Below are 26,592 nucleotides of genomic sequence, written 5' to 3'. Positions count from 1 at the left end.
GATCGGGCAGGCGTGGGGGGCGCGGGAAACGCATTTGGTGAAGGCGATTGCCGGGTCGACGTTGTTGTTGGGTTTGTTGATCGGGTTGGTGGCGGCGGTGGTGGGGAGTGTGTTTGCGCGGGCGTCGTTGGTGGGGTTGGGGACGCCGGTGGATGTGCTGGACGATGCGGTGGCGTATGCGCATGTGATGTTGTGGTTCATGCCGACGCTGTTGGTGTTTGTGTTGTTCACGCAGTTGTTGCGCGGGGTGAGCGATACGTTGTCGCCGTTGTTGGCGCTGGTGGTGTCGACCGCTATTGGCCTGGCGCTGACGCCGGCGTTGATTCGAGGGTGGCTGGGGTTGCCGCCGATGGGGATTCAGAGCGCGGCGTTTGCCGGGTTGGGGGGCAACCTGGCGGCGATGGGTTGGCTGGCTTGGCGGTTGATTCGCAAGGGGCATCCGTTGGCGCCGGACCGCGAGTTTTTCGCGGCGATGAAGCTCGACGGCGCGATCCTCGGCAAGGTGCTGCGCATCGGTTTGCCCACCGGCTTGCAGATGGTGGTGTTGTCGCTGTCGGAGTTGGTGATTCTGGCGCTGGTGAACCAGCACGGGTCCCAGGCGACGGCGGCGTATGGCGCGGTGACGCAGATTGTGAATTACGTGCAATTCCCGGCGCTGTCGATTGCGATAACGGCGTCGATCCTCGGGGCACAGGCCATCGGGGCAGGGCGCATTGAGCGGATCGGACCGATTTTGAAGACTGGATTGATGATCAATGTGTGCCTGACGGGTGGCTTGATCGTGCTCGGGTACTTGTTGTCGAGTTGGTTGCTGGCGTCGTTCCTTACCGAAGAGTCGACGTTGAACATGGCCGAGCACTTGTTGCACATCATGCTTTGGAGCCTGTTGGTGTTTGGCTTCCAGGCGATCATCGGCGGCATCATGCGCGCCAGCGGCACGGTGATGGTGCCGGTGGCGATCTCGATTGTGTGCGTGGTGTGCGTGCAGTTACCGGTGGCATATTTGCTGGATGCGCGGTTTGGGCTGCAAGGGGTATGGATGGCGTTTCCGGTGGCGTATCTGGGGATGCTGGCGTTGCAGACGCTGTATTACAAACTGGTGTGGCAGCATCAGAAGATTGAGCGGTTGGTGTGAGCCGGGCCGGTTTGCCTTGTGAGGGAAGAGACAATTCAGCACGGCGAACGGCTGAATCGTCTTCCTAGCCATCAACGTAGCCGTTAGCGGAGACGATTGGGGGGCTGCCACCAGTCCATCAGATCTTTGAACTTGTCTAGCTCCATTTCGCAACGCACCACAGTTCCATCGATGAAAAATTCCTCGCCTTGCCAGGTTGAGAGCGCATCCTTATCCATTTCTTTGAGCGTGCGGTTCAACTGGTCCAGTTGTTCGCTGAAGCGGGGGATCAAGGCGTAGAAGGTTTCTAGTTCTCCTCTGGCAAGCGCCATGATCACGTTTCTGGAAACACCGGACCGAAAAACTAATGGCTTCTCGTCAAACCAATTCGGAAACAGGTCTTCGTTTCTGGCAATGCGGTAATAAACGATACCTGACGCTTCGAACAGATCTCTGGGGAATGTTCTTTCAGGATTTGCCCAAATGCTCGCAACGTCGCCAGTAAAACCCAGTGCAACAATGACCTTCTCATAGTAACTACGTAGAAACTGCAGCGTTTCGAACGGTTGTCCGTTGTCAGGGTATTCCGGGTCTACGTAACAAATCCGGGTCGGTAGTGCGGAGTAGTTATTGCGGAAGGATACGAGCGTGGTGTACGACTTTTGCGGGGCGGGCAAACTATGAGCGATCAAATGATCCGCTCCGAGTTCACATTGCGAGATACCCTTCTTTAGTTCGGTCTTCACCGACGAACTTTCCAGATTGCCTTTGGATTCTATTAGCCAATAGCCCTGACCGTTTTCGCAGCCCACGAAATCGGGCTTTGATGAATTGGCTTTGAGGCGTGGAACCTTCATCTCGTCGCAGAAATGATCATAATCAACCAGGGCCGGTACTTTTAGTACATCCTGGGCGAACAGAAAATTCAGGCCCTGAGCGTATTCACCTTCCTTCGTCGTCTTGGAAAAATCCCGCAGCCCGGTTCGATCAAAGTAACCGGCCTTGAGCCGTAAATTGCCCTGGGTATAAGGTGCCGATGCAGTCATATGACGTTGCAACGCTGACATATGCTCCAGCGTGACCCATATCAATGGCCCACGCCTGAGTGGCTGGCTATGTTGTGTTTTAGTGATAGCAGTCGCCAGCCGAACTGCGCTGACCCTTAGCCCTCTCGGCTGATTGACGGTTGGCTGAATTGGCGTTCGTGTCGCAGCTGTTACATCAGCAAGAGCGTACTCATGGGTATCCAGAAAACAATTCAAAAACGGCATCGATCCAAAGTCCTTTTAATAGAGGTGACCACTGAATTCATTGCCCCAGGGCAACATAGCGCAAATCACTTCAAGTACCCGTCAACCGCACATACTCCGCATCCAGATAGGCATCCACCGCTTCTACATCCAGCGACCCCGCCATGTAGCACGCTTTGACTTCCTTGATCGCCAGTGTTCCGAACCGGGCCCAGGCCACCAAATTGCTGCGCAGCATGAAGGCGACGATGTTGCCGCCCGAGCGCAGCGCGGCATCGGTGGTATCGACCAGGCACAGGGTGCCGTGGCCGATCAGCAGCATGCGGCGCAATTCCGGATTGCTGGCGGAGGGGATGCAGTCGCGCCAGTCCTGCTCGTGATAGAAGCGCCGCTTGATGACCCACATCATGCGGGTCAGTAGTTCGGTGATGAGGACCGGGATCGCCATGGCCAGGCCATGGCGCATGTCGTAGCCCGATTCGAATACTTTCACGGCAATGGTCGAGAACGTCTGGCGATGCTGGCCGAAAGAACCGACGTTGATAAATTGCAGCAGGGAATAAAAGGGCATCGGAATGCCGGAACCGCGCCCGGCGTCGACTTTGCCGCGACCGCCTGATGAGCCGGCCATGTCGGAAAACAGGTGGCCCAGCCAGTTCATGAAACCGGCGAATACCTTGGCGACGACGTTGCTGCCACTGAGTTCGAAGGTCTCGGTGTTGACGCTGATCAACTTGCCCTTGTCGACGAAGTGCGCGGTGTTGCTGAACTGGTCGAGGATGGAAAAGAACAGACCTACCAGATCCGGCGAGTGTCCGAGGCTTTTGACATGATGGTTGCTGGCCGACATGTTCTTCACTGCACCGCCCGTGGCGTGGGTGGTGTTGTGGTCATAGTTGATCTTGAATTTGCGCTCCAGGAAACCGATAGCGCTGGCGGTTTCTTTGCCGGCGTTGTTCGGACCTTTCCAGCCGTTCAGCTTGGCAAATCCCTGCACCGCGTTATCGGTCTGGGTGTCGGCCCACTTGCCCAATGCCCCTTTCCCGGGTACGCCGACGAACAGCACATCCACCAGCCCACCGATCAGGCCGCAGGTGCCGGCAATCATGTAGTCGTATTTGTCGCAGGCCGCTGCCTTGAGTGAAAACTCGTCCTTGATGCGTTTTTCCAGTGCAATGCGCTGGCTGTCGGTCATCAAGTCGCGGAACGGGTCCTGGGCGAAGCGGAGGTCGTGCCGCTCGGCGTAGTTTTCCAACTGCGCCAGGTAGGCCGGCCAGTCAGCGTCTGCCTCCATGTCGATAGCGTCGAGCAGCGCCAGAGGTTGCAGCGTTGGCTGGTAGTCCGAAGGCTGCTCCAGCACGTAGTCCTCGAAGATCATCACGTCTTGGTCTTCGACGACAAACACGATGTCCTGCTCATCGACCATGCTCTGCGCCTGGGCCAGCAGGCTGTCGAGCAGCGCATCGTTGCTGCGTTGGTCCTGACTCATGCTGTTGAGAGCGCTGAGCATGTTATCCATATGAGCATTGGTTTTTTCGAGTTGGTGCTGCTGGACCAACATGGCTTGCGCCTGATCTTCGAGAAAGCGCTTCTGTGTCATGAGAACAGGCCGCTCAGCTTCTCGCGCGCCTTGCCGGCCACATCCGCCGCCGTCCCCATGAGGACGTCACTCACATTGAAGTAACCAATGGCCTCGAAGGCTCGGGCCAGGCTTTCCAGTTCCTTGCTGTTTTTATCCCGCTTGATCGTGAGTTTGGTCAGCGTTTGTTCTTCATTTTCCTTGCTGGTAATGACAACCGAGCTTTCCTCATAGAAACCGAGAATGAAGTCATAAAGTTCGGCTTTGGTTGGTTCGCGGGTCAGGGACTTGAGCTTGGTCTCATCCAGATACTGAGCGCATCGCAATTTGGTCGCGCTGGCCTGGGCGGAGTTGGATTTGTTGGTCAGTACCGAGCCAGCGCCGGTCATCTGTGTCATCAGGCCCAGCAGCTGCTTGATCTTTGCGTCCTGGGCGCCATGGGCAAGGATGTATTCATTGAGTTTGCCGGTGATGAAGTTGATGTCCTTCATCACCAAGGAAATAGTCATTTGGGTTTGCTTGATCACTTCGTTGAGCATCAGTTCGCGACGCTTGGAGCGGGTCAGCTCATTGGCACCCGTCAGCTTGCGCACGCCGGCATAGGTACCAACGCCAATCAATACCGCGACGCCGATGCCGGTCATCATCCCCGACATCCCGAGCAAGCCACCCATGCCGAGGCTGGCGAGGCCGGAGGTCAGCCCGGCAGCCGACATACCCACGACCGAACCCGACAGATACACCGCCGCCAACGGCGTGCCCACCGCTGCCGCCTTGGCAGAGAGAATTTTGAGGGCCGAGACGATCTGGTCATCGGTCATATCATCGCGGAGCATGTCGTGGTCGTTCTTGATCGCCAGCACGGCGAGTTCGATTTCTTCGTCGGTGACTTTCAACAGACCACGGTTCTTTTGCAGAAACGCGAATGCGCCGATATCACGGTTACCGGTGCTGAAGAAGAGGTTAATCAGATCTTTGGCCAGGGAAATGTGCAGCGCCTTGATTTGCCCGGCGGGGCTTTCACTGTCGATTTGTGCCAGCAAGGTTTCCAGAGGAATTTGTACGGCGCTGGAGGCCATGTACGCCCGCAGGGTAAAACGGGTTTCGGCGCTCAGGTCGAGGCGGGTCATCAATTGCAGGATCTCGGCGAATTCCTTGTCGTCGATCACGTCGTCGTTGTCGTAAGCCATGTTGATGACTGCCTGAACATAAGCCACTTTCAGCGGCTCGCTCAGCTCATCAATGGAAACGAGTTGGCGTTCTTCCTTGTATTCGCTGAAGTCCTGGACACAGGCTTGCAGCGTTTCAGCCAGTTTGCGGTAGTTGCAGTTGACCAGGCCGGTAACGGAAAGGTGGGTGCCGTTCTGGCGGCGAATCAGTAGCGATACTTCGATCTTGTCACTTTTGCTGCCGGTCACTGTTTCAACGTATTCAGCCGATGCGATGGACGCATAGGGAACACTGACTGGATCAGCAAAGGAGGCGCGGTAAATGATCTGCTCACCCGTGAACAGAATGCCATCCTTGCCGCTTCCGAGCAGGGTGTTGTCCAGTAAGGCGATTACGTTGGAAGGGTTGCCGCTGAAGGCGAATGACTTGACCGCATTGTTCAGTTTTTTTTCGTCGATCTGCGGTGCGATTGACATCTTGTTTGAGACAGTGCCGAGGTTCTCGCGCAGAAAAACGTTAATGTTGGTCATGGAACATCCTTGTTGAAGAATAAGGTTGGGTGGCGTTGTGCTATTAGTCAAATCTAACAATATGCGCGGTTTAGGTACAGCCCTGAACTGAGGGTTATTTATCGCTCAATCTTCGACAAGCTAGCGTGGTAGCAACAGGCGTTTTGAGGATCGGTGTATGTGGCTTTTCGATTGATCTAGGGGGTGTTTGGGCGTGCGCCAAGATCGCAGCCTGCGGCCGTTCCTACAGGCGTGCGCCGACAACCCGAATGTCGAGGTTTTCAACCCGGACCTGTGGACTGACTAGTTCAATTTCCTGAACCAGCCGGGGCAGGCGGATATTCAGAGCGATCTGTTCTATGACTATCGCAACAACGTGGCCATCTATCCGAAGTGGCAAGCGTGTTGCGCGATCATCAACCGCCGACGCTGGTGGTGTGGGGCAAGTTTGATCCGTCTTTTGATGTGGCTGAAGCCGAGGCTTATCGCCGGGATTTACCGAATGCCGAGACCATGTGCTCAAGGCGGGGCATTTTTCGCTGGACGAACAGCCTGGGGCGATTGCCAGGTTAGTGGGGGCGTTTCTTGTAAGCATATGAGGAGTGATGTCGGCTGGGCTGACTCTTTCACGAGCAAGCTGCCCCCGCAGAGAACTACGGTGGGCACTTGGCGTGTGTTTGGGCTTGATGACAGTCGCCGTCAAACCGACAATTCAGAGTGTGATGCGAACCGACAGGCGTTGATCGCCTGGGGAGGTTTTCAAATGAATCACTCATCGCCCACCGTCCTCCAGGACCGCGCCGCTGCCGGTCGACGCCTGATTGAACCGTTGCTGCCCTACGCGCGCAGGCCCGATGTGATTGTCCTCGCCTTGCCCCGTGGTGGGGTGCCGGTGGCATATGAAGTGGCTACGGCGCTGGAGGTTCGCCTCGACTTGATGCTGGTGCGCAAGCTCGGGGTGCCGTCCCATCAGGAGTTCGCCATGGGTGCGATTGCTAGTGGCGGCATCCAGATTCTCAATGAGCAGGCGCTGCGCGCGCATCCGATTGATCAGGCTGCGTTCGATGCGGTGGTCGCGCGGGAAACCCGCGAGCTGTTGCGTCGCGAGCAGGTTTACCGGGGCACGCGGGCGCCGATGCAGCTCAAGGATCAGGTGGTGATTCTGATCGACGATGGCCTGGCGACCGGCGCCACGATGATGGCGGCGATTCACGCGGCGCGGGTGCACGCGCCGGCGCGCATTGTGGTCGCGGTGCCAGTGGCACCGATTGAAACCGCCGAGGCGCTGCGCAGTGAAGTGGATGAGTTGGTCTGCCCGCTGATTGCGGATTGGTTCATGTCGATTGGCTATTGGTACGTGGATTTTTCCCAGACGTCGGATGGTGAGGTCATCGATCTGTTGCAGCGGGCCTGGCGCAGAGAAAGTCCTCCGCCCATGGCGTAATGCTGCACTTTGTGGCGAGGGAGCTTGCTCCCGCGGGGTCGCGAAGCGGCCCCCCTTTTCCATCCAAAACAGCATGGGCCTGCTGCGCAGTCCAGCGGGAGCAAGCTCCCTCGCCACAAAGGTTCTATGTTTGCTTTAGCCAGTCCGCGAATCGGGTGGCGCCGATGATGGAGTTGGCGCCCGGCGTCAGCGACTGGTCATTGATCGGCGCGCCGAAGTACGGGACCGTGTCGTCCGAAACAGCCTGGCGCGGATCCTTGATGTGTTGCAGGTATTGGCTGACGAACTCCACCAGTGGCTGGCGATCAGGCCCGGCCACTTCCACGGTCTGATTGCTCGGGGCTTTGAGGGCGATGTCGGTCAGGGCTTTGGCGACGTCGACCGAGGCAATCGGTTGCAGTGCGGCGGAGGTCAAATGGATGGTGTTGCCTTCCTCACGACCGGAATAGGCGATGGCGCTGATGAACTCGAAGAACTGGGTGGCCCGCAGGATGGTATAGGGCCTGCCCGATTCCTTGATGAGTTCTTCCTGTTTCATTTTCGCAAGGAAGTAACCGCTGTCGAGCATGCGCTCGGTACCGACAACCGACAGGGCGATATGGTGTTTGACGCCGGCCGCCGCTTCCGCTTTGAGCAGGTTGTGCCCAGCGGTTTCGAAAAAGTGCAGCGACGCGGCGTCTTCGAATGACGGTGAATTGGCCACATCGACCACCACATCCGCGCCTTTCAACGCGTTGTCCAACCCTTCGCCACTGATGACGTTGACGCCGGAACTCGGTGAAGCAGCAAGCGCTTCATGCCCCAAATCCTGCAAATTCTTGCAAACTTTGCTGCCAATCAGGCCGGAGCCTCCAATGACGACGACTTTCATGACTCGTCTCCTGGTGCGTTGAGTAACCCGCTAATTAAACACCCGATCGCGGCCGTCATCTTGTGCAGGAGGGCTGCGGCGACAGGTGGTCGGAAGTCGGAGCGGCCAGTGGAATAAACGCTGGTTCTTTGCTTTATTCCACCTGTTGCCGGCTTGCGTGTGTTCGACACCTCAGCCCATGAGGAAGCCCGGCCTGGAGAGTCCCATGCGTCGCGGATTTTCACGTTGCACTGCTTTGGCGGCCGTTCTCGTGTTCGGCGGCGTGCCCGGCGCAAACGCCGTCGAATACACTGACGTGAATGCCACGGCCAGCACGCTCAGTTTTACCTATAAGCAAATGGGCTCGAAAGGGTATGGCACGTTCAGCCGGTTCGTGGGCAACCTTGATTTCGACACAGACCGCCCCGAAGCCGCCACAGCCAGGTTGACCATCGACCTCGACAGCATCGACGCCGGCAGCAACGACGCCAACGAGGAGCTGCGCAAGCCGGCCTGGTTCGATACCGCGACCTATCCCGAAGGGACCTTCGAATCGACGCGGGTTAAAGACCTCGGCAACAACCGCTATCTGATCACCGGCAACCTCACCCTTCGAGGGCTTACTCGGGAAGTTGAGGTGCCGGTGCTGCTTAAGGCGGAAAACGCGATTGGCATTTTCGAGGGCGAACTGACGCTCAAACGCGACGACTTTAAAATGGGCGAGGGCGAACTGGCGGACAGCGTTGTGTCCAACGAGATCAAAATCAGGTTTCGAATGGTGGCCCCGCAGCGATAGCGTTCGGACCTGGCGTGGTAAACCCCAGGTCCTTGCGCCGCTCTTGCGGCCGCTATCGCTGGCAAGCCAGCTCCTACAGTTGGACCGGTTGAACTCGACCTGTGTAGGAGCCGGCTTGCTGGCGATGAGGTCATCGGATTTTGAGGTGATCTTGCGGCCGCCATCGCTGGCAAGCCAGCTCCTACAGTTGGACCGGTTGAACCCGACCTTTGTAGGAACCGGCTTGCTGGCGATGAGGCCATTGGACTTTGCGCTGATCTCGCGGCCGCTATCGCTGGCAAGCCAGCTCCCACAGGTGGAGCGGTTGAACTCGACCTTTGTAGGAGCCGGCTTGCTGGCGATGAGGCCATCGGATTTTACGCTGATCTCGCGGCCGCCATCGCTGGCAAGCCAGCTCCTACATGACAGCGCCCGGTCCACATTGCATGGACCGGGCGCCAATCGATACGCCGTCAGTGCACGACTATCGGCGCGGTTACGGTCTGCCCTAACGCGGAGCGAATGGTGACGGTCGGGTTCGGTGTCGGCCCTGCGCCGGTAGTGGTGACCGATACCCGCCAGCGAGCCCCAGTGCCAATCGGCGTGAGGATCGCATTGCCTAGGTTGAGTGGGCCGGCGGTGGTAGTCGCGGTCACCGTCAGCGTATTGCCCGTGCCTTTCGACGTGGTCCCGGCCAAGTCCCAGGTGTAGCGGTTATTGCTGCGCACGGTGACCGAAGCGCTGGTAACCACCAGTTCTTCATTGACCGCCGCTGGCGTGACCGCCACGGACACTGTTGCCGGTTCCGAGACCGCATCCTTGGCGTCGCTGGCCTGGTAGGTGAAGGCTGCAGTGAAGGGCGCGGTCACCGTGGCCGGCGGCGTGTAGATCACGCGCACGCCGTCGGTGCTGACGACGCCCTGGCCGGAGTCCGGTTGGGCCAGGCCCACCACTTTCAGTGGCACGTTACCGTCCGGGTCGGTGTCGTTGGCCAACACGTTGATGTTCACTGGCTGACCGTTGCTGCTGGTGGCGCTGTCAGGGTTGGCCAGCGGTTTTTGGTTCTGGGGGTCGTTGTCGTCATCGTCACCGCTGCCCTCACCACTGCTTGAGGTACGGAAAGTCGGCAGCGCGGCGGAGTTGACGTAGGTGACACCGTCCCAGCCGGGCAGCGGTGTAGGCATCAACTGGAACTGCCCCGGATGCTCGATATCCCAACGCAGCAGCATCGAGGTGTCCTCGTGCTGAGTGTTGTGGCAGTGTTCCATGTAGGTCCCGGCGAACTCGCGGAAGTGAATCGCCATTTCCACGTCTACCGAACTGTCGATGCCTTCACCGATGCGATACACGTCCTTGCGTGCCCATTTTTCCCATTCCGGCGGCGCCTTGCCGTCGCGGCTGAGGATGATGCCTTCTTCGAAATGCACGTGCACCGGGTGGTTCCAGCCGTTGCCGCCGTTCTTGATTTTCCACACTTCCAGCGTACCGTCGCCGCTATAGCCGCCATCGGTCGGGCCGGTGGACAACTGCGCGGCGGCACTGATCCGCCGAGAGTCCATGTCGTAGCCAAAACCACCGTCGGTCTTGATCGTCCACGGTGCTTCGTCGGTGCCGTCGGAACGGCCGAAAATGAACTCGCGATGCCGCGCCACTTTGATCTTGGCCAGATCGGTAGGGTTATCGCGATCGAGGGTCAGCGGGATCATTTTCTTGCCCGCCGGTTTGCCTGGTTTGGCCGGCTCAAAGGCCACCGGGTCCATGCTCAGGTCCTGGCCGGTATAGGGCTGCACGATCATTTGCATGAACTTGCCCACCACCGGGTCACCCTTGTCCCATTCCGGCCCTTTGCTGCCCTGTTTGATCACCGCTTTGTACTGCTCGGACAGCACGTCTGCCAGGCGCAGGACGTTTTTCTCCGGACCCTTGCCGGACTTGTGTTCCATCAGGTTGACGAAGTACAGCTTGTCGCCGGTCTTGATCCCGTTTTTCGCGAAGTTGACGATGATGTCGAAGCGTTCGGCGATGCCTTGGGTCGGCAGGATGGCGTTGTGGTTCTGCCGGTCCCCGTCACCGTCCAGGTCCATGCTGCCGTCGAACGGCACGGCGTGTTCCATGAGGTTGCCGTCGTTGCCGATCAGGTGGAACGGCACGCGGCTGTAGGACACACCCGACCCCGAAGGCCCGGGAAACTCACCCCCGTTGCCAGCGATTTCACGCACCAGCGCGATTCGGAAGTAGCGCGACACCGAACCGTTGAGAATGCGGAAGCGATAGCTGCGCGCACGCACTTTCAGGCGCGGTTCGTATTGCCAGTTGACCAGAATCTGATCGCCGAGAAAGCCATCGGTGTTGAACGGGTTGAACCACAACTGACCGTTGGCATCCCAAGCCTTGTCCGCGACGACCAGGTTGACGTCGTAGTCGCGGTTACCCCAAGGCAGGGCGGAACCGCTGGGCAGGCGCAGGTTGACGCCATCCTCGATGGCTTCGTTGCCGCGATCCAGAGCGCTGTAGTAGTTCATCATCACCGCGTTGCCCTTGTAGACGTTCTGCGCAGTGAAATCGAGCATGTGGTCGTGGAACCAGTGGGTGCTCATGGTCTCGCGCCAGTCGCCACGAATCTTGATCGTGCCGTTTTCGCAGGTCTTCAAGCCCGGGCTGGCGTCGTTGACGAACAGCTTCTCACCCGGCGCGCAAGGGAACGCCGCGCGCGGGTCCTGCGCCGTGGTGTTGATGGTGTCGTAACCGGCCAGTTGCAGCGGCCAGCGATAATCGTAGTACTGCCCCGGAAAGAAAAACGCATTGGTGTAGCCATCGCTTTCGGCCGGGGAGTGGCCGTTGTGTTCGTGGGTGCTGATGGTGTGCAGGCCGAACCCCATGTTGGCCGCCGGGTCGATCGGCAAGGCGTTGTAGTGTCGCATCAGCACCGGTTGGCCATAGCGAACCATCAGCAACTTGGCTGGAAAGGTGCCGTCGAAAGTCCACAGCGCATTGTGATTTTGCAGCGGGAAATTGGGGTGGAAACGGGTGTCGATGCCCTTGGTGGTGCCTGTCGTGGTCGGGATGTCCGAGGTCTGGTAGTAGAGCCCACCGGGGCCGAACTCACCGACGGCGTAGTTGTGCAATTGCCGGCGGTCGCGCATGCCGGTGTTGATCCGCGCGCCTACTTGCACGGTTTTATACGCGACTTGCGGGTAGAACTCGTTCCAGCGCTGATGCGACCAGCCTTTTCCCGGTGGTCGACCTTCGGCCGGAGAACCCACCGGTTGGCGGTTGAGGAAGGTTTCGATCTGCGCTTTCCACGGGTTGCGGTCCAGCACGTTGGAGAATTGCGTCGGAAACGGGAACAGGCCAGGCTGGCGCATGAACGCGTCCAGCGCCGAACCTGACGGGGCGCTGCGAGCGACGCTGTTGGGGTCCTGCGCCGGCGCCGGGCCGACAGTGGGCACGGGGAAGGTCAGGGGCGGCGCCGGAATCGTTGGGTCGAGTTTTTCCGTGCCGAATTCTTCGAAGAGCAGCAATTGCTGACTGAACGGCTGTGCCCCGTACAAGGGGCTGGGTTTACCGTTAGTAGGGTAATTGAACGACGTCTGCAAACTCGGCGGCAGCACGTTGTCGGCGCGCGGTGTGTTGCGGTCGCCGTAAGCGCCGTTGGGCAGGGCCAGTGCGCCCTGGTTGGTTTCGGGCATGGTTTTCAAGGCGTCGAGCGCTGCGGCGGCGGCGATCGGATCGGTGGGCGGATTGTAGTAGGCCGAGGGATCGGTCGGTGGCGGCTGGCTTTCATCGTCCATGGGGGCCGCGCTGACGGTGGCGAGGCTGGCGGTGATGAGCATGGCAGAGGCCACACTCGACCCCCGTAACAAGCGGAACGCTGGTAGTGCGCTTTTCATTTGGTTTCCCCTTACACGTGCCAAAGTGGCGAAACCCGCCATCCCCAATTGGGAAATGACTGCTATTGCGGTGTAAGGGCTGGTGCAACAGACGGGCCATGTCAAAAGTGGGAAAAAAATATGTGATTAATTAGTAAGTTGTTTCTGAGTGTTTCAAGGTTGTGCCAATTGGGGGTGGGGACAGTTCCTCATAAATGGGGAAAATTCCCTTATTTCATTGGGTTACTTTCACCAATCGCGGGTCCTCTTGCCAAAATGTGTCGGCTTGGAAGAAAATGAGAGTCATTATCAAATAAATTTTGTGTCGGGCTTTCTCCATGCACTCAGTCGATCTCTCGCTGCAACAAACCGTGCATTCGCTTTACGAAGACCATCACGGTTGGTTGTGTGGCTGGTTGCGTAAACGACTCGGCTGCCACCACAACGCGGCGGACCTGGCCCAGGACACCTTCATTCGCGTGCTGACCCAGCGCAAGACCGTCGAGTTGCGCGAGCCTCGCGCTTACCTGAGTACGATTGCCCGCAGCCTGATGATCGACATGTTCCGTCGTCGGGCAGTCGAACAGGCTTATCTGGAAACCCTGGCCAACATTCCTGAGCCGGTGGCGTTCTCCCCGGAAACCCGTTCGCTGATTATCGAAACCCTGATGGAAATCGACCGCATGCTCGACGGTCTGGGCGAGCGCACCCGGGAGATTTTCCTGCTCGCCCAGCTTGATGGCCTGAGCTACGTCGAGATCGGTCGGCGCCTGAATGTCTCGGTGACCACGGTCAAGAAGCACGCGGTGCGCGCTCTGACGCACTGCCTGTTGTTGATCGAGGACTGAGCCGTGGCGCGTCCGCAACCGCTGGATCACGCCACCCTCGAAGCCGCCGCGCGCTGGTACGTCGACTTGCGTGGCGAGGTGCCCAGCGAGGCCATTCGCGAGGCGCATCGACGCTGGCTGGAGCGCGATCCACGGCATGTTCAGGCCTGGGAGCGTCTCGCGCGTCTGCAAGACAAACTCGACCAAGTCGTCCCCGGCATCGCTCGCCCAACATTGGCCAGCGCCCGCGCCAAACGACGTGATGTGCTCAAAGTCCTGTCGATTCTGCTAATGGCGGGCGGGGCGGGCACGCTGGCCTGGAACACCACACCCTTGCCGACGCTGATGGCCGATCAGCGTACCGGCACCGGCGAACGCCGTCGCATGCGACTGGACGATGGCACACAATTGCAACTGAACACGGCGACCGCGGTGGACATCCACTACAGCGAAAACCTGCGCGAAGTGCGTTTGCTCAAGGGAGAGATTTTTATCGAAACCGCGCGGGACGAACGTGCGCGGCCCTTTGTGGTTCACACCGCCGAAGGCAGCATCCGCGCCTTGGGCACCCGTTTTGTCGTGCGTCGCGAAGCGGACCTGACCCAGGTCAGCGTGCAGCAGCATGCGGTCGAGGTACGTTCCGCCAACGTGCCGGACACCGCCGTCCGTGTCGACGCTGGCCAGCAAGTGAACTTTCGCCGGGACGCCATCGAACCCTTGCAACGGGCCAACCCTCAGGCGGATGCCTGGACCCGCGACATGCTGGTGGTCAACGACTGGCGCCTGAGTGAATTCATCCGGGAATTGCAGCGTTACCGTCCCGGCCATCTGGGCTGTGATCCGGCGGTCTCAGCGCTGCGGATTTCCGGGGCTTTCCATCTCGCCAGCACCGACACCATTCTTGAAAACCTGACCTCGACCTTGCCCGTGCGCATTCGTCGATTCAGCCGTTTCTGGACGAGCGTGGAACCGGTTTAAGTGTTTTTCGAAAAAAATCCTGCCCAGGGGTTATTGATTTCGATTCTCGTTCGACTTGGTAAATAGAGGCGCACACAGACGCCGCCATTGACTGCCAACGGGCGAAAGGAAACTGCATGACCCCTCGCAATCCCCAACACCGTATTTCTGCTACCCAGCCATCCGTCAGACCCTTGAGCCGTGCCGTGCATGCCGCGCTGCTCGGGATGGCGCTGGTCGTCCCGTTGGGCATGACGATGGTGGCGCAACCGGCTTGGGCGCAGACCGACGTCGAAACCGAGTTCGACATTCCGGCAGGTCCTCTGGGTTCGGCATTGACCCAGTTCGCCGGCACGGCCGGGGTCACCGTTTCTTTCGCGCCAAGCGCCGCCAACGGCCAGCAAACCTCGGGATTGCGTGGGCGCTACAGCGTTGACGCCGGGCTGCGACAGTTGCTCGCCGGGAGCAAACTCGAAGCCGTTCGCCATGACAATGGCAGCTATTCGCTGTTGCCGATCGTTGCCTCCGGCGCAGCCATGCAGTTGGGCGCGACCAGCATTTCCGGGGTTGCCGTGGAATCGGCCTACGGCCCGGTGGACGGCATGGTAGCCACTCGCAGCGCCACCGCCACCAAGACCGACACGCCGATCCTGGAAATTCCGCAGACCATCAACGTGGTCACCGCCGAGCAGGTGGAAGTGCAGGGCGCGCGCAATCTGACCCAGGCGCTGCGCTACACGCCGGGGGTGAACACTGGCGGTTTCACCGACCGCAACTCGATTGCCGACGAGATCACCAGCCGTGGTTTCGCGCCGACGCCGCTGTATCTCGACGGTGCCTACATTCCGTACGCCGGCAGCCTCGGTGGCGCCCCGCAAATCGATCCGTACACCCTGGAGCGCATCGAAGTGCTCAAAGGCCCGTCGTCGGTCCTGTACGGGCAGAACCAGCCGGGCGGCCTGATCAACATGGTCTCCAAGCGCCCGACCACCGAGCAGCGCAGCCAGGTCAAACTGGGGGCGGGCAGCTATAACCGGGTTAACGGAGCCTTCGACACCAGCGGTCCGATCGACGATCAGAAGCAGTTCAGCTATCGCCTGATCGGTGTGGCCGACAAAGGCAACGAAATGGTCGAGCACAACGAAAGTGAGCGCATGCTGCTGGCGCCGAGCCTGACCTGGGCGCCGACTGAAGACACGTTCCTGACCTTGCTCGCGCAGATCCAGCGTGACGATGGCGTGCCGGATTATCAGTCGATGCCGCGAATCGGCTCGCTGAACCGTGGCCCCAACGGCGAGAAAATCGACCGCGACTTTTTCTCCGGCGACACCAACTTCAACGACTACAAGCGTGACCAGTACATCTTTGGCTACGATTTCAGCCACAACTTGAGCGATGACCTGAAGTACCGCTCGACTGCGCGCTACACCGACGTGCGCGACCGCTACAAGGGTTTCTACTTGCGCAGCTTCGTCACCGATGCCGACGGCGTGACCGATTACACCCGCGCCAACCGCGCCAAGGTCGATTGGCACCAGCACAACATCGCCTACACCGTCGATAACAATCTGGAATATAAATTCAACACCGGCGCCCTGGAGCACACCACCCTGGCGGGCGTGGACTATCGCCATTTCACCCGCAAGTACGATGGCTACAACGCCAACAACGTGTTGCCGGTCGACCTGTACGGCAAGAACAACTACGACACCAGCAGCGTCACTCCGCAACTGACTACAAAGTGGGACAACACCCTGCGCCAGACCGGTTTGTACGTGCAGGACCAGATCAAACTGGACAAGTGGATCCTGACCATCGGCGGTCGCCAGGACTGGGCCGAGATCGACAACAAGGACTTGCTGGCGTCGACCCACGAAGCCAAGCGTGACAACAAATTCACCGGTCGAGTGGGGTTGACCTACGTCACCGACTTCGGCCTGGCACCCTATGTCAGCTATTCCGAGTCCTTCCTGCCGACCATCGGCACCGCCGCACCGCAACGTGGCGGCAAGGCTTTCGAGCCGACCGAGGGCGAGCAATACGAAGTGGGCGTGAAGTACCAGCCATTCGAGAAAACGTTGATCACCGCGTCGGTGTATCAGATCAAGCAGAAGAACGTGCTGACCGGCGACGAGGAGTATCCGGAGTACATGGACCAGAGCGGCGAAATGCGTTCGCGTGGCGTCGAACTGGAAATCAAATCCAGCCTCGACAACATCGACGTCATGGCCGCAGCCAGCTATATGGACTCGTTCTACACCAAGGACACCTGGGGCAATGAGGACAACCGCAACGAAGCGCAGTCACCGGTTTCCGCATCGATGTGGGTCGACTATCACTTCACCCAGGCCAACCTCAACGGCCTGACCTTCGGCGCGGGCGCGCGGTACACCGGGCGCAAACCGGGTGATGCGGCCAACTCGTTCGACGTGCCGTCGTACGTCGTCTACGACGCCACTGTCAGCTACGACATGGGCAAACTGGTCCCGAGCCTGCGCGGTTTGCAGACCCGCGTGAACGTGCAGAACATCTTTGATCGTGAGTACGTGTCGGACTGCAACTACGCGTTCGGTTGCTACTACGGCCAGGAGCGGGTGGCTTCTGTTGAGATGACTTACGACTGGTAATCGTTGGTGTAGCGACGGACGTCATCGCGGGCAAGCCCGCTCCCACAGTTGATGCATTCCCCTGTGGGAGCGGGCTTGCCCGCGATGAGGCCGGGGAGGCCAGCACAACTACTCAAATCATCGGCGGCAATTTATCCAGCATCTTGTCCAGGGTGATCGGGTACTCGCGCACCCGAATCCCCGTCGCGTTGTACACAGCGTTGGCGATGGCCGCGCTGACCCCGCAAATACCCAACTCGCCAACGCCCTTGGCCTTCATCGGCGAGGAAACCGGATCGGTTTCATCGAGAAAAATCACCTCTTGGTGGGGGATGTCGGCATGCACCGGCACCTCGTAACCGGCCAGGTCATGATTGACGAAAAAGCCCAGGCGTTTGTCCACCACCAGGTCTTCCATCAACGCCGCGCCGACGCCCATGGTCATCGCGCCAATCACCTGGCTGCGGGCCGAGGTCGGGTTGAGGATACGCCCGGCCGCGCACACCGCCAGCATCCGGCGCACGCGGGTTTCCCCGGTGGCACTGTCGACGGCGACTTCGACGAAGTGCGCGCCGAAGGTCGATTGCTGGTACTTCTTGCTCAGTTCGCCGAATTCGATGCTGTCTTCAGCCACAATTTCGCCGGACTGTGCTGCGTTGCGCAACGGCATGCTTTTGCCGCCTGCGTGTACCTCGCCATCGACGAATTCAGCCTCGTCAGCGTTCATGCCGAGGCGTTGCGCAACGGCCACGCGCAGCTTGACGCACGCCGCATACACCCCGGCGGTCGAGCAGTTACCGCCGAACTGGCCACCCGAGCCAGCAGACACTGGAAAGCTCGAATCGCCCAATCGCACCACGATTTTGTCGAGGCTGACACCGAGCATTTCCGCCGCCGTTTGCGCGATGATCGTGTAGCTGCCGGTGCCGATATCGGTCATGTCGGTTTCCACCGTCACGATTCCCTGATCATTCAGGCGAACACGCGCCCCGGACTTCACCAGCAGATTATTGCGAAAGGCAACAGCGACGCCCATGCCGATCAGCCAGCGTCCGTCGCGCTGTGTGGCCGGTTGCGCATGGCGTTGGTTCCAGCCAAAACGATCGGCACCGGTGCGCAGGCATTCGATCAGATGGCGCTGGGAAAAAGGTCGATCCGGCTTCACGGGATCAACCTGGGTGTCATTGATGATTCGAAATTCGATGGGGTCGAGTTTCAGCTTCTCCGCCATCTCGTCCATGGCAATTTCCAGCGCCATCATGCCCGGCGTTTCGCCCGGTGCGCGCATCGCATTGCCTTCCGGCAGATCGAGTGTCGACAGCCGCATAGTCACCCGGCGGTTTTCCCCGGCGTACAACAATTTGCTCGGTTGCGCGGCCAGTTCCACTTTGCCGCCGGGCAAGTCACCGGACCAGCCCTCGTGGGCCATCGCGGTGATCTTGCCGTCGCTGCTGGCGCCGATGCGGATGCGTTGAATGGTCGCCGGGCGGTGGGTGCAATTGTTGAAGATCAGTGGCCGGGCCAGCGCCACTTTCACCGGTCTGCCGGCCATGCGCGCACCCAGGGCGGCGAGGACCGCATCAGCGCGAATGAACAATTTGCCGCCGAATCCACCGCCGATGTACGGCGATATCAAACGTACGTTTTTCTTCGGGATACCGAGGGTTGTGGCCAGGTCGGTGACCGACCAATCGATCATCTGGTTTGACGTCCACAGGGTTAGCCGGTCGCCGTCCCATGCGGCCATCGAGGCCATGGGTTCCATCATCGCGTGGGCCTGATCGGGCGTGGTGTAGGTTGCGTCGAGTTGCACCGGTGCGGCCGCGAACGCTGTTTCAAAATCCCCGTGCAGGGTGTCCGCCATTTGCTCCTTGGGCTCAACGGCCGAGTCGCGGGAGCTGGCGAGATCGAACGCGCCGTCTGTACTGGTGTAGGTAACGTCTACCTGTTCCGCAGCGGCGCGTGCCTGCTCGAAGGTTTCAGCGATCACCAAGGCTACTGCCTGGTGATAATGCTGAATCTCTGGACCGCCAAGTAACTTGGCGGTGTTGTATTTACCTTGACCCAACTTGCCGGCATTGGCGGCGGTGGCGATGGCAATCACCCCCGGAGCCGACTGCGCCGCTTCCAGGTTCATCGAAGCGATGCGCCCCTTGGCAATCGCCGAACCGACCACCACGCCGTAGGCCTGGTTGGGCGCGACGTCATGGTGTTCGTAGGCGTAAGGCGCCTGCCCGGTGGTTTTCAGCGGTCCTTCGATGCGCGAGGTAGGGTGGCCGATGACCTTGCCTTGGTCGATGGGGTTGGTGGTGGCCGGGGTTTCGAACTTCATGCTTGAGCCCTCGCTTGCGCCATCACCGAAGCGAGCGTGCGCTCGACCAGTGTCAGTTTGAAGGCGTTTTCATGGGTGGGGGTGGCGCCGGACAACAACTGTTCCGTAAACGCTTTTGCGCCTTTGGGCAGCGACGATTCAGCGGTTTCCACGCGCCACGGTTTGGCCGCGACGCCGCCGAGGGCAACGCGGCCCGAGCCGTCCTGCTGGATTACCGCGGCCACTGAAACGAGGGCGAATGCGTACGAGGCGCGGTCACGGACTTTCTGATAAACGTGCGTACCGCCAATCGGCGCGGGCAAGGTCACGGCGGTAATCAGCTCGTGCGCCGCCAATGTGGTTTCGATGTTTGGTGTATTGCCGGGTAAACGATGCAGGTCGGCGATGGCGATCACTCGAGTAGTGCCGTCGGGTCGAACCGTCTCCACCTGAGCATCGAGCAAACGCATCGCCACAGCCATGTCGCTGGGATGGGTGGCAATGCACGCATCGCTGACGCCGATAATCCCCAGTTGCCGACTGAATCCACCGATGGCCGCGCAGCCACTGCCCGGTTGGCGCTTGTTGCAGGCTTGATGGGTGTCATAGAAATACGGGCAGCGCGTGCGTTGCAGAAGATTGCCGGCGGTGGTGGCCATGTTGCGCAACTGGCCGGACGCGCCGGCGAGGAGGGCGCGGGAGAGCACGGCGTAATCCTTGCGGATGCGTGCGTCGGCAGCGAGGTCGGTGTTGCGCACCAGCGCGCCGATTCGCAAACCACCTTCTGGCGTGGCTTCGATGCGGTCCAGCGCGAGGTCGTTGACGTCGATCAGTTGCGCCGGCGTCTCGATGTCCAGCTTCATCAGGTCCAGCAGGTTGGTGCCGCCCGCGATGAATCGCGAGCCACTGATCTGCGCGGCGAGCGAGGCAGCTTCGGCCGGTGACTGGGCGCGTGAATAGGTAAAGGGCCTCATGCGTTGGCCTCCGCGACTTCGGTGATCGCTTCGATGATGTTGGAGTACGCACCGCAGCGGCAGATGTTGCCGCTCATGCGTTCCTGGAGTTCGCTGGCGATCAGCTTGGGTGGTTCGGTGAGGCTCGGGCTGGCGTGGCTGGGAATGCCATCACGGATTTCTCCCAGCACCGCGACCGCCGAGCAGATCTGCCCCGGCGTGCAATAACCACATTGATAGCCGTCATGCTTGATGAACGCCGCTTGCATCGGGTGCAGTTTGTCCGGCGTGCCGAGCCCTTCGATGGTGGTGACCTTCGCGCCTTCGTGCATCACCGCCAGGGTCAGGCAGGAATTGATGCGTCGACCGTCGACAATCACCGTGCAGGCGCCGCACTGGCCGTGGTCGCAACCCTTCTTGGTGCCGGTGAGTTGCAGGTGTTCGCGCAACAGGTCGAGCAGGGTGGTGCGGGTGTCGAGTTCCATTTGCTGTTGCGCGCCGTTCACCCAAATCGACACCTTGGTTTTGACCGGGAGCGCGGCGTTGGCGGCTGCGGCCTGAGCGGAAATGAATGGAGGCAGGATCACGGCCGCTGCGGTCACCACGCCCACGATCAGCAGTTCTCGTCGGGAAATCGTCATCAAGTCGGGCATCGGTGCGTTCCTATGGTTGATTGGCGATTACAGCCCTCATCCATTGACTGACCGCCAGGGTCAGGGAAACGTTTTTGCGGTTTTCGGCTATAGAGTTATGCGTGTGGCTCATGAATCGATCAAGACAGGCGAGTAACGCAGTCCGGCACGCTATGATAGGCAGCCGCGCCCATTCCCGGAGTCAATCCCAGCAATGCCCCAGATCACCCACTACAAAACCCCGTGCCCCGAGTCGGTCAACAGTCAGATCCTGCAACTGGTGGTCGACAACCTGACCGACATCAGCATGGTCGCCATCCCGCCGAGCAACCTGCTGTACAACGTCTACCAGTATGCGATCGGCTACGAGGTGCACCTGTATCTGGAGGCGTTGAACGGGGCGAAAGGGCTTGCGGTGGAATTGCTCGTCGCCACCGATCTGGACGACCCGGATAAAGTCGTCGGTTTCCTGCTGTACCTGCCGGTCAAGGACGATCCCGACGCGTGCGGGGTGGCTTATATGGCTGTGGATGCCGGCCATCGGCGACAGGGTGTAGCGCGCAGAATGCTGCGAGAGATGGTCGGCCGTTACCCGCATGCCGAGCTGACTTGTGCAGTGGCCAAGGTGCCGTATTTCGAATCGATGGGCTTTCAGGTGGTAGGTACGCGCGCCACCCAAGTGTTGATGAACACCCGCGACCACGGCAGCGACGGCTTGCTGGCGCAGCTGGATGTGGCACCGATCTACAGCTCGCTGGAGGTACGGCAGATTCATACCTACCTGCTGCAAAAGCACGGCAAGCGGGCGATGCTCGATGCGGAGAAGCAGCGGGATCGGCACTTGGACCAACTGACGCGCAAGGCCAGCGAGTTCGTCCACGAACGATTGGGCCAACGTGGTCAACTGTAGGAGCGAGCCTGCTCGCGATGGTCGTTAACGATAACGCTGGAAGCCTGACACCCCGCGGCGTGCTCAGGTTTTTCGCGAGCAGGCTCGCTCCTACAAGGGATATGCGGTGGTTTCAGAATGCACAAAGCCCGGCCAAATGCCGGGCTTTTTCTTGTCTGGTTTTCGCGCAGTTAAAAAAGAGCCTCAAAGCTCTTTGATGGGGAGAAGTGGAGCCATTGAGGCTCAAGATGCGCAAATGAAGCAGGCGGTGAGCTTGATAGGGGTTCAGTGCACTCACCACCTACGCAACGGCCTGGACAAGCAAGCGGCTGCGCAACTCCATCGTAGGAAGATGGGGGGGCGGCCTCAAGTACCGCTAGTCGAATCCCCCCACAAGTGTCAGCTTCTGCGATTTTGATCACCCGGCCAACCGGCCTGATTCAGGGCCCTGAGCAGCGTTTCGGCATCCAGCCCCGTCACCGCGTGGCCGTTACCTTCGGTCGTTTCGGCGGCGAGCAAGGCGTTGATGATGGCTTCTTCGACGGCTTCGGTGGCGGCCAGGAACAATTCGCTGATGTGATCGTTGTTAACCATGCTCAAGTTGTCGCAGGTCGGTGCTTTTTTGCTCTCATAAGCGGCCGGCGGTACGTGTTGATTGCCGGTGGCGAAGGCGATGAAAATGTCGCCGCTGTGGTCCTCATTACCGCCCCCGGTACGGGCCAGGCCGAGGCTGGCCCGTTGCGCCAGGCGCGTGCATTGATGCGGCAATAACGGCGCGTCAGTGGCCAGGCAGACTACGATCGAGCCCATGCCCGGATGCGGCAGCGAGGCCTTGAGGAATGGCGAGTCGACCTGTTCCATGTAGCGCCCGACGGGGTAACCATCGACGCGCAACTCGTTACGGATGCCATGGTTGGCCTGGACAATCGCCCCCACCGTCCAGCCGCCCTGGGCACTGTTCAACCGCCGCGACGCGGTGCCTATGCCGCCCTTGAATTCATGGCAGATCATGCCGCTGCCACCGCCAACATTGCCTTCGCTCACCGGGCCGCCGACTGCCGCGCGCAGGGCTTCGGCCACGTGTTCGACGTTGACGTGAAAACCGTTGATGTCGTTGAGCAAGCCGTCGAAGGTTTCCAGCACCACCGGCATGTTCCAGTAGAGCCGCCCGTCATCCGGTTGCTGCTCACGGTCCAGCACAATCAACGCATCGCGTACCACACCCAGGCTGTGGGTGTTGGTGAACGCGATCGGGCTGGTCAACAGACCGGCCTCGCGAATCCACTCCAGCCCCGTGGCGTCGCCGTTGCCATTGAGCACATGGACACCGGCAAAGCACGGTTGCTGACTGGTAGAGCCGGCACGGGGTTCGATCACGGTGACCCCGGTGAGGATGTCGCGACCTTTGGCGCTGCGGCCGCGCACATTGCTGTGGCCGACGCGCACGCCGGGTACATCGGTGATGGCGTTGAGGGGGCCGGGTTGCAGTTGGCCGAACTGGATGTTGAGGTCGCGGGCACGTGGTTTCATAGGTGTTCTCATCTGCAAATTGTTCGAGAAAAAGTTGAAATATCACCCTGTAGGAGCTGCCGAAGGCTGCGATCTTTTGATCTTGATCTTTAGCAATTTCAGGCTCGCCAGGATCAAAAGATCGCAGCCTTCGGCCGCGCCTGCAGGGTGTTGGTTACTGGCCGTTCTTGATGGTGCTCCAGGCGCGAGTGCGCAGGCGTTCGATCGCATGGGGCTGCGGTTGCAAGGTGAACAGCTTGGCGATCACCTCGGCGGTGGGGTAGATGTTCGGGTAGTCGAGTACTTCGGGCGAGAGCAGTGCGGTGGCGTCGAGGTTGGCGTTGGCGGTGAGCGCCTGTTGGGTGGCGGGTGCAATGACTTCCGGACGCAGCAAGTAATTGATAAAGGCTAGCGCCTGTTGCGGGTTGCTGCCGTCCTTGACCAAGACCAGATTGTCGGACCACAGCGGTGCACCCTCGTCGGGGATGCTGTATTCGATTTTCACGCCCTTGGCGGCTTCGTCGGCGGCTTGCTTGGCACCGAACACGGTTCCGGACCATGCGATGGCCACGCATATATCGCCGTTGGCCAGGTCGCTGCCAATCTTCGACGAGTTGAAGTAAGTGATGTGCGGGCGCAGCTTTAGCAGCAACGCTTCAGCTTTTTTGTAGTCAGCGGGGCTGCTGCTGTTGGGCGGCAGGCCAAGGTAGTGCAGGGCTATCGGCATGATCTCGGCGGGCGCGTCCAGAATCCCCACGCCACATTGACTGAGCTTGGCCAGGTTCTCTTCCTTGAACAGCAAGTCCCAGGAATTTACGGGAGCTTGATCACCCAGGACCTCGCGGACCTTGTCAACGTTGTAACCAATGCCGTCGGTGCCCCACAGGTAGGGGATGGCGTACTGGTTGTCCGGATCGTTGGCGCGGAGTTTTTCCAAGAGCACCGGGTCGATGTGCTTCAGATTGGGCAGTTGACTGCGGTCGAGTTTCTGCAGGGCACCCGCTTTGATCAGGGCAGGCAGAATGAAGTTACTGGCGACAACCACGTCGTAACCGCTATGGCCGGTCATCAACTTGGCCTCCAGTACTTCGCCGCTGTCGAAGGTGTCGTAAACGGGTTTGATTCCGGTATCGCGCTGGAAGTCCTTGAGGGTGGTCGGGCCGATGTAGTCGAACCAGTTGTAGACATGAACGGTGGGCTCGTTCGCTACCGCGGCCATGGTCCAGGTCGCCAGACAGGCGCCCAAACCCAGATTGAAATACGAGCGATGACCACTCATGATGCGGCACTCCTGGCCTGCTGCAGGCCGGTGATAATCAAGAGTCTGCAGGGTATCGACCGGCGTGGCCGTTACCCATTCCCATCATGGGTTACTCGAAAGGGGTAGTGCGTGGACGCGTTGTTGAAAGAGTTACCGCTGCACCAGGGATTGGCGCGGGTATTTGGCGCGGTGGGCGAAGAGGGGTTTTGGCGGGCGCTGGTCGACACCCTGCGCTTGCTGGTGCCGCTGGACAACGCTTTGGTTGCGGTGATGCAGCCGGGGCGGGTGCCACGTCTGCTAATTGACTTCGACTCCAAAGCCACCGCGGACGAGCATGAAGAACTGGCGGACTACCGCGCCGGCATGTACTTGCTCGATCCGTTTTACCTCGCGGTGTGTGCCGGCATCAGTGACGGTTTGCACAGCCTCGATTCCGTAGCCCCGGACCAGTTCCTGCAGAGTGAGTACTACCTCAGTTACTTCCGTTCCGTGGTCGGCGGCGACGAGTTGCAGTTCATGGTCAACGTCGACGGCGCTGTGCTGGGGTTGTCCCTGGGACGTGCGACACGCTTCAGCCTTGAAGAGCAGGGTCGGCTGCTGTGCGTGCGCGATTGGGTACTGGCCGCCATGCGTCGACACTTGCGATTGCTGCCACCGGAAGGGCCGGCCCCCGAGGCCGTGGCCGGGGATCTGGCGACGCTGCTGGACCGCTTCGATGCGCGATTGTCAGTGCGCGAGATCGAAACCGCACGCCTGATTCTCCAGGGCTTCTCCAGCAAGGCCATTGCCCAGCAAATGGGCATTTCACCGGAGACGGTGAAGGTGCATCGGCGCAATCTCTATCACAAGCTCAATGTGAACGGGCATGGTGAGTTGTTTGCGTTGGTGCTTAATCCGCGTTGAATCAAGATCAAAAGAGGCTGTACGCACAGCCCATGCAGGCGCCGGCTTGCTGGCGATAGCGGCGGTGAATGTTCCGACGCCATCGCCAGCGAGCCAGCTCCTACAGGGGAACGTTTTCGAGATTAAAAACCAACGCCTTCAACCCGCACTCGACATCGGCATCCGGAAACTCCGGCGGGTTTTCCAGGCGCTGTTCAAACCGCAGGCTCGGCGCCTCGCGCGTCACGCCGTCGATGAGGAAGTCTGCCCCGAACGCCGGGTCGTTCATGCAGGCCAGCACCGTGCCGTTTTCAGCCAGCAATTCCGGCAGGCGTCGCAGCACGCGTTGGTAGTCCTTGGTCAGCAAAAAACTGCCTTTCTGAAACGACGGCGGGTCGATGATGACCAGGTCGTACGGCCCCTTGCCGATCACCTTGCCCCAGGATTTGAACAGGTCGTGGCCGAGAAAAGTGACCTTGCCCAGGTCATGGCCGTTGAGCCGGTGATTGTCGCGACCACGGCTCAAGGCCGGGCTCGACATGTCGAGGTTGACCACATGGGTCGCGCCGCCTTCGATCGCCGCTACCGAGAAGCCGCAGGTGTAGGCGAACAGGTTCAGCACGCGTTTGCCTTCGGCATTGGCCCGCACCCAATCGCGGCCATAGCGCATGTCGAGGAACAGGCCGGTGTTCTGTTTGCGGCCCAAATCCACCCGGTACTTCAGGCCACCTTCGACAATCGTCAACTCGTCGATTTCTGCCCCGAGCAACCATTCGGTGGTGCTTTGCAGCAGGTAACGATGTTGCAGCAGCAGGGTGTGCGCGCCGGATTGCGCCCATTGCGGTGACTGGGTGATGTCCAGCAACAGCTGCTTCAAAGCTTCCAGCTGCGCCGCTTCCGGTTCCTTGAACAGCGCCACCAGCACCACGCCCTGCAACCAGTCGACGGTCAGTTGCTCCAGCCCCGGCCAGCAGCGGCCACGGCCGTGGAACAGGCGACGGGTTTCGGCGGGAGCGGCCGCCAGGGCGGTCAGCAAATGTTCGCGGAGGGTGGCGAGGGCTTCAGGGTTCATCGGTCTGGGTCGGCAATCTTTGGGGGGGCGGCATTTAACCATAATTGCACCCAAAACACCGCGTACCCCCTGTAGGAGCTGCCGCAGGCGGCGATCTTTTGATCTTGCTTTTTAAAATCAAAAGATCGCAGCC

19 protein-coding genes and 1 pseudogene are annotated in these 26,592 nt (G+C 59.9%); 9 read left to right on the top strand and 11 right to left on the bottom strand.

Annotation, left to right across the window (positions count from 1 at the left end; translation table 11 throughout):
• The coding region (locus KGB21_RS28240; protein WP_223507424.1) for an MATE family efflux transporter at positions 1-1,135 on the top strand (1,135 nt) is incomplete at its 5' end.
• A gap of 83 nt (positions 1,136-1,218) precedes the next feature.
• On the opposite strand, the gene KGB21_RS28235 is transcribed toward KGB21_RS28240, so the two are convergent.
• The 3 genes from KGB21_RS28235 to KGB21_RS28225 all read right to left on the bottom strand — a co-directional run bounded on the left by KGB21_RS28235 (position 1,219) and on the right by KGB21_RS28225 (position 5,643).
• Positions 1,219-2,385: a hypothetical protein gene (locus KGB21_RS28235; protein ID WP_223507423.1), complete on the bottom strand. Its 1,167-nt coding sequence runs from the start codon at positions 2,383-2,385 to the stop codon at positions 1,219-1,221.
• Positions 2,386-2,455: 70 nt separating this feature from the next.
• Positions 2,456-3,964: a hypothetical protein gene (locus KGB21_RS28230; RefSeq protein WP_223507422.1), complete on the bottom strand. Its 1,509-nt coding sequence runs from the start codon at positions 3,962-3,964 to the stop codon at positions 2,456-2,458.
• On the bottom strand, positions 3,961-5,643 hold the full coding sequence (locus KGB21_RS28225; protein ID WP_223507421.1) for a hypothetical protein: 1,683 nt from the start codon (positions 5,641-5,643) through the stop codon (positions 3,961-3,963). Before KGB21_RS28225 ends, KGB21_RS28230 begins: the two co-directional genes overlap by 4 nt.
• 742 nt (positions 5,644-6,385) lie before the next feature.
• Here KGB21_RS28225 and KGB21_RS28220 point away from each other — a divergent pair.
• Positions 6,386-7,066, top strand: coding sequence for a phosphoribosyltransferase (locus KGB21_RS28220; RefSeq protein ID WP_223507420.1), 681 nt, complete (start codon positions 6,386-6,388; stop codon positions 7,064-7,066).
• A gap of 124 nt (positions 7,067-7,190) precedes the next feature.
• Here KGB21_RS28220 and KGB21_RS28215 read toward each other — a convergent pair whose 3' ends face one another.
• Positions 7,191-7,937, bottom strand: a complete 747-nt coding sequence (locus tag KGB21_RS28215; RefSeq protein WP_223507419.1) for an SDR family oxidoreductase — start codon at positions 7,935-7,937, stop codon at positions 7,191-7,193.
• Between the two features lie 205 nt (positions 7,938-8,142).
• Between KGB21_RS28215 and KGB21_RS28210 the strand changes: the two genes are divergently transcribed.
• Positions 8,143-8,712, top strand: a complete 570-nt coding sequence (locus KGB21_RS28210) for a YceI family protein (RefSeq protein ID WP_223507418.1) — start codon at positions 8,143-8,145, stop codon at positions 8,710-8,712.
• A 452-nt stretch (positions 8,713-9,164) separates the two neighbouring features.
• Here the strand turns inward: KGB21_RS28210 and KGB21_RS28205 are convergent, their stop codons facing one another.
• Positions 9,165-12,581 carry an Ig-like domain-containing protein gene (locus tag KGB21_RS28205; protein WP_223507417.1) on the bottom strand — a complete coding sequence of 1,139 codons (3,417 nt, stop codon included), beginning with the start codon at positions 12,579-12,581 and terminating at the stop codon, positions 9,165-9,167.
• A gap of 317 nt (positions 12,582-12,898) precedes the next feature.
• Between KGB21_RS28205 and KGB21_RS28200 the strand changes: the two genes are divergently transcribed.
• The 3 genes from KGB21_RS28200 (at position 12,899) to KGB21_RS28190 (ending at position 16,971) form a co-directional block, all read left to right on the top strand.
• Complete coding sequence (locus KGB21_RS28200; protein WP_223507416.1) at positions 12,899-13,408, top strand: sigma-70 family RNA polymerase sigma factor; 510 nt, start codon at positions 12,899-12,901, stop codon at positions 13,406-13,408.
• 3 nt (positions 13,409-13,411) lie between these two features.
• On the top strand, positions 13,412-14,365 hold the full coding sequence (locus KGB21_RS28195; RefSeq protein ID WP_223507415.1) for a FecR domain-containing protein: 954 nt from the start codon (positions 13,412-13,414) through the stop codon (positions 14,363-14,365).
• Between the two features lie 116 nt (positions 14,366-14,481).
• Complete coding sequence (locus tag KGB21_RS28190; protein WP_223507414.1) at positions 14,482-16,971, top strand: TonB-dependent siderophore receptor; 2,490 nt, start codon at positions 14,482-14,484, stop codon at positions 16,969-16,971.
• A gap of 112 nt (positions 16,972-17,083) precedes the next feature.
• On the opposite strand, the gene paoC is transcribed toward KGB21_RS28190, so the two are convergent.
• Genes paoC through paoA form a run of 3 tightly spaced genes read right to left on the bottom strand, consistent with a single transcriptional unit; the run spans position 17,084 to position 20,855 of the window.
• A complete protein-coding gene (gene paoC / locus KGB21_RS28185; protein WP_223507413.1) occupies positions 17,084-19,282 on the bottom strand; it encodes an aldehyde oxidoreductase molybdenum-binding subunit PaoC in 2,199 nt (732 codons plus the stop codon).
• Entirely contained in the window at positions 19,279-20,235 is a 957-nt protein-coding gene (locus KGB21_RS28180) for an FAD binding domain-containing protein (protein ID WP_223507412.1), read from the bottom strand. The genes paoC and KGB21_RS28180 overlap by 4 nt, the downstream gene beginning before the upstream one ends.
• Positions 20,232-20,855 carry an aldehyde dehydrogenase iron-sulfur subunit PaoA gene (paoA, locus tag KGB21_RS28175; protein ID WP_223507425.1) on the bottom strand — a complete coding sequence of 208 codons (624 nt, stop codon included), beginning with the start codon at positions 20,853-20,855 and terminating at the stop codon, positions 20,232-20,234. Before paoA ends, KGB21_RS28180 begins: the two co-directional genes overlap by 4 nt.
• Before the next feature lie 205 nt (positions 20,856-21,060).
• On the opposite strand from paoA, the gene KGB21_RS28170 reads away from it, so the two are divergent.
• Positions 21,061-21,756 (top strand): GNAT family N-acetyltransferase, encoded by a 696-nt coding sequence (locus tag KGB21_RS28170; RefSeq protein WP_034150655.1) that lies wholly within the window; start codon positions 21,061-21,063, stop codon positions 21,754-21,756.
• A 17-nt stretch (positions 21,757-21,773) separates the two neighbouring features.
• Positions 21,774-21,851, top strand: a pseudogene (locus tag KGB21_RS28165) (outer membrane lipoprotein carrier protein LolA); the annotation flags it as partial.
• 283 nt (positions 21,852-22,134) lie between these two features.
• Here KGB21_RS28165 and KGB21_RS28160 read toward each other — a convergent pair.
• Together KGB21_RS28160 and KGB21_RS28155 are read right to left on the bottom strand one after the other, a co-directional pair.
• Positions 22,135-23,265 (bottom strand): P1 family peptidase, encoded by a 1,131-nt coding sequence (locus KGB21_RS28160; protein ID WP_223507411.1) that lies wholly within the window; start codon positions 23,263-23,265, stop codon positions 22,135-22,137.
• Between the two features lie 154 nt (positions 23,266-23,419).
• Positions 23,420-24,523: a polyamine ABC transporter substrate-binding protein gene (locus KGB21_RS28155; protein ID WP_223507410.1), complete on the bottom strand. Its 1,104-nt coding sequence runs from the start codon at positions 24,521-24,523 to the stop codon at positions 23,420-23,422.
• A gap of 111 nt (positions 24,524-24,634) precedes the next feature.
• Here KGB21_RS28155 and KGB21_RS28150 point away from each other — a divergent pair, with 111 nt between their 5' ends.
• Complete coding sequence (locus KGB21_RS28150) at positions 24,635-25,408, top strand: helix-turn-helix transcriptional regulator (RefSeq protein ID WP_223507409.1); 774 nt, start codon at positions 24,635-24,637, stop codon at positions 25,406-25,408.
• A 100-nt stretch (positions 25,409-25,508) separates the two neighbouring features.
• Here the strand turns inward: KGB21_RS28150 and KGB21_RS28145 are convergent, their stop codons facing one another.
• Entirely contained in the window at positions 25,509-26,459 is a 951-nt protein-coding gene (locus tag KGB21_RS28145; protein ID WP_223507408.1) for a class I SAM-dependent methyltransferase, read from the bottom strand.
• Positions 26,460-26,592 lie beyond the last annotated feature (133 nt).

This window comes from Pseudomonas sp. GL-RE-29 (assembly GCF_019947275.1).
Classification (GTDB): domain Bacteria; phylum Pseudomonadota; class Gammaproteobacteria; order Pseudomonadales; family Pseudomonadaceae; genus Aquipseudomonas; species Aquipseudomonas fluorescens_A.
Note: the sequence above shows the minus strand (reverse complement) of the source record. Positions and strands in the feature narration are given on the sequence as shown.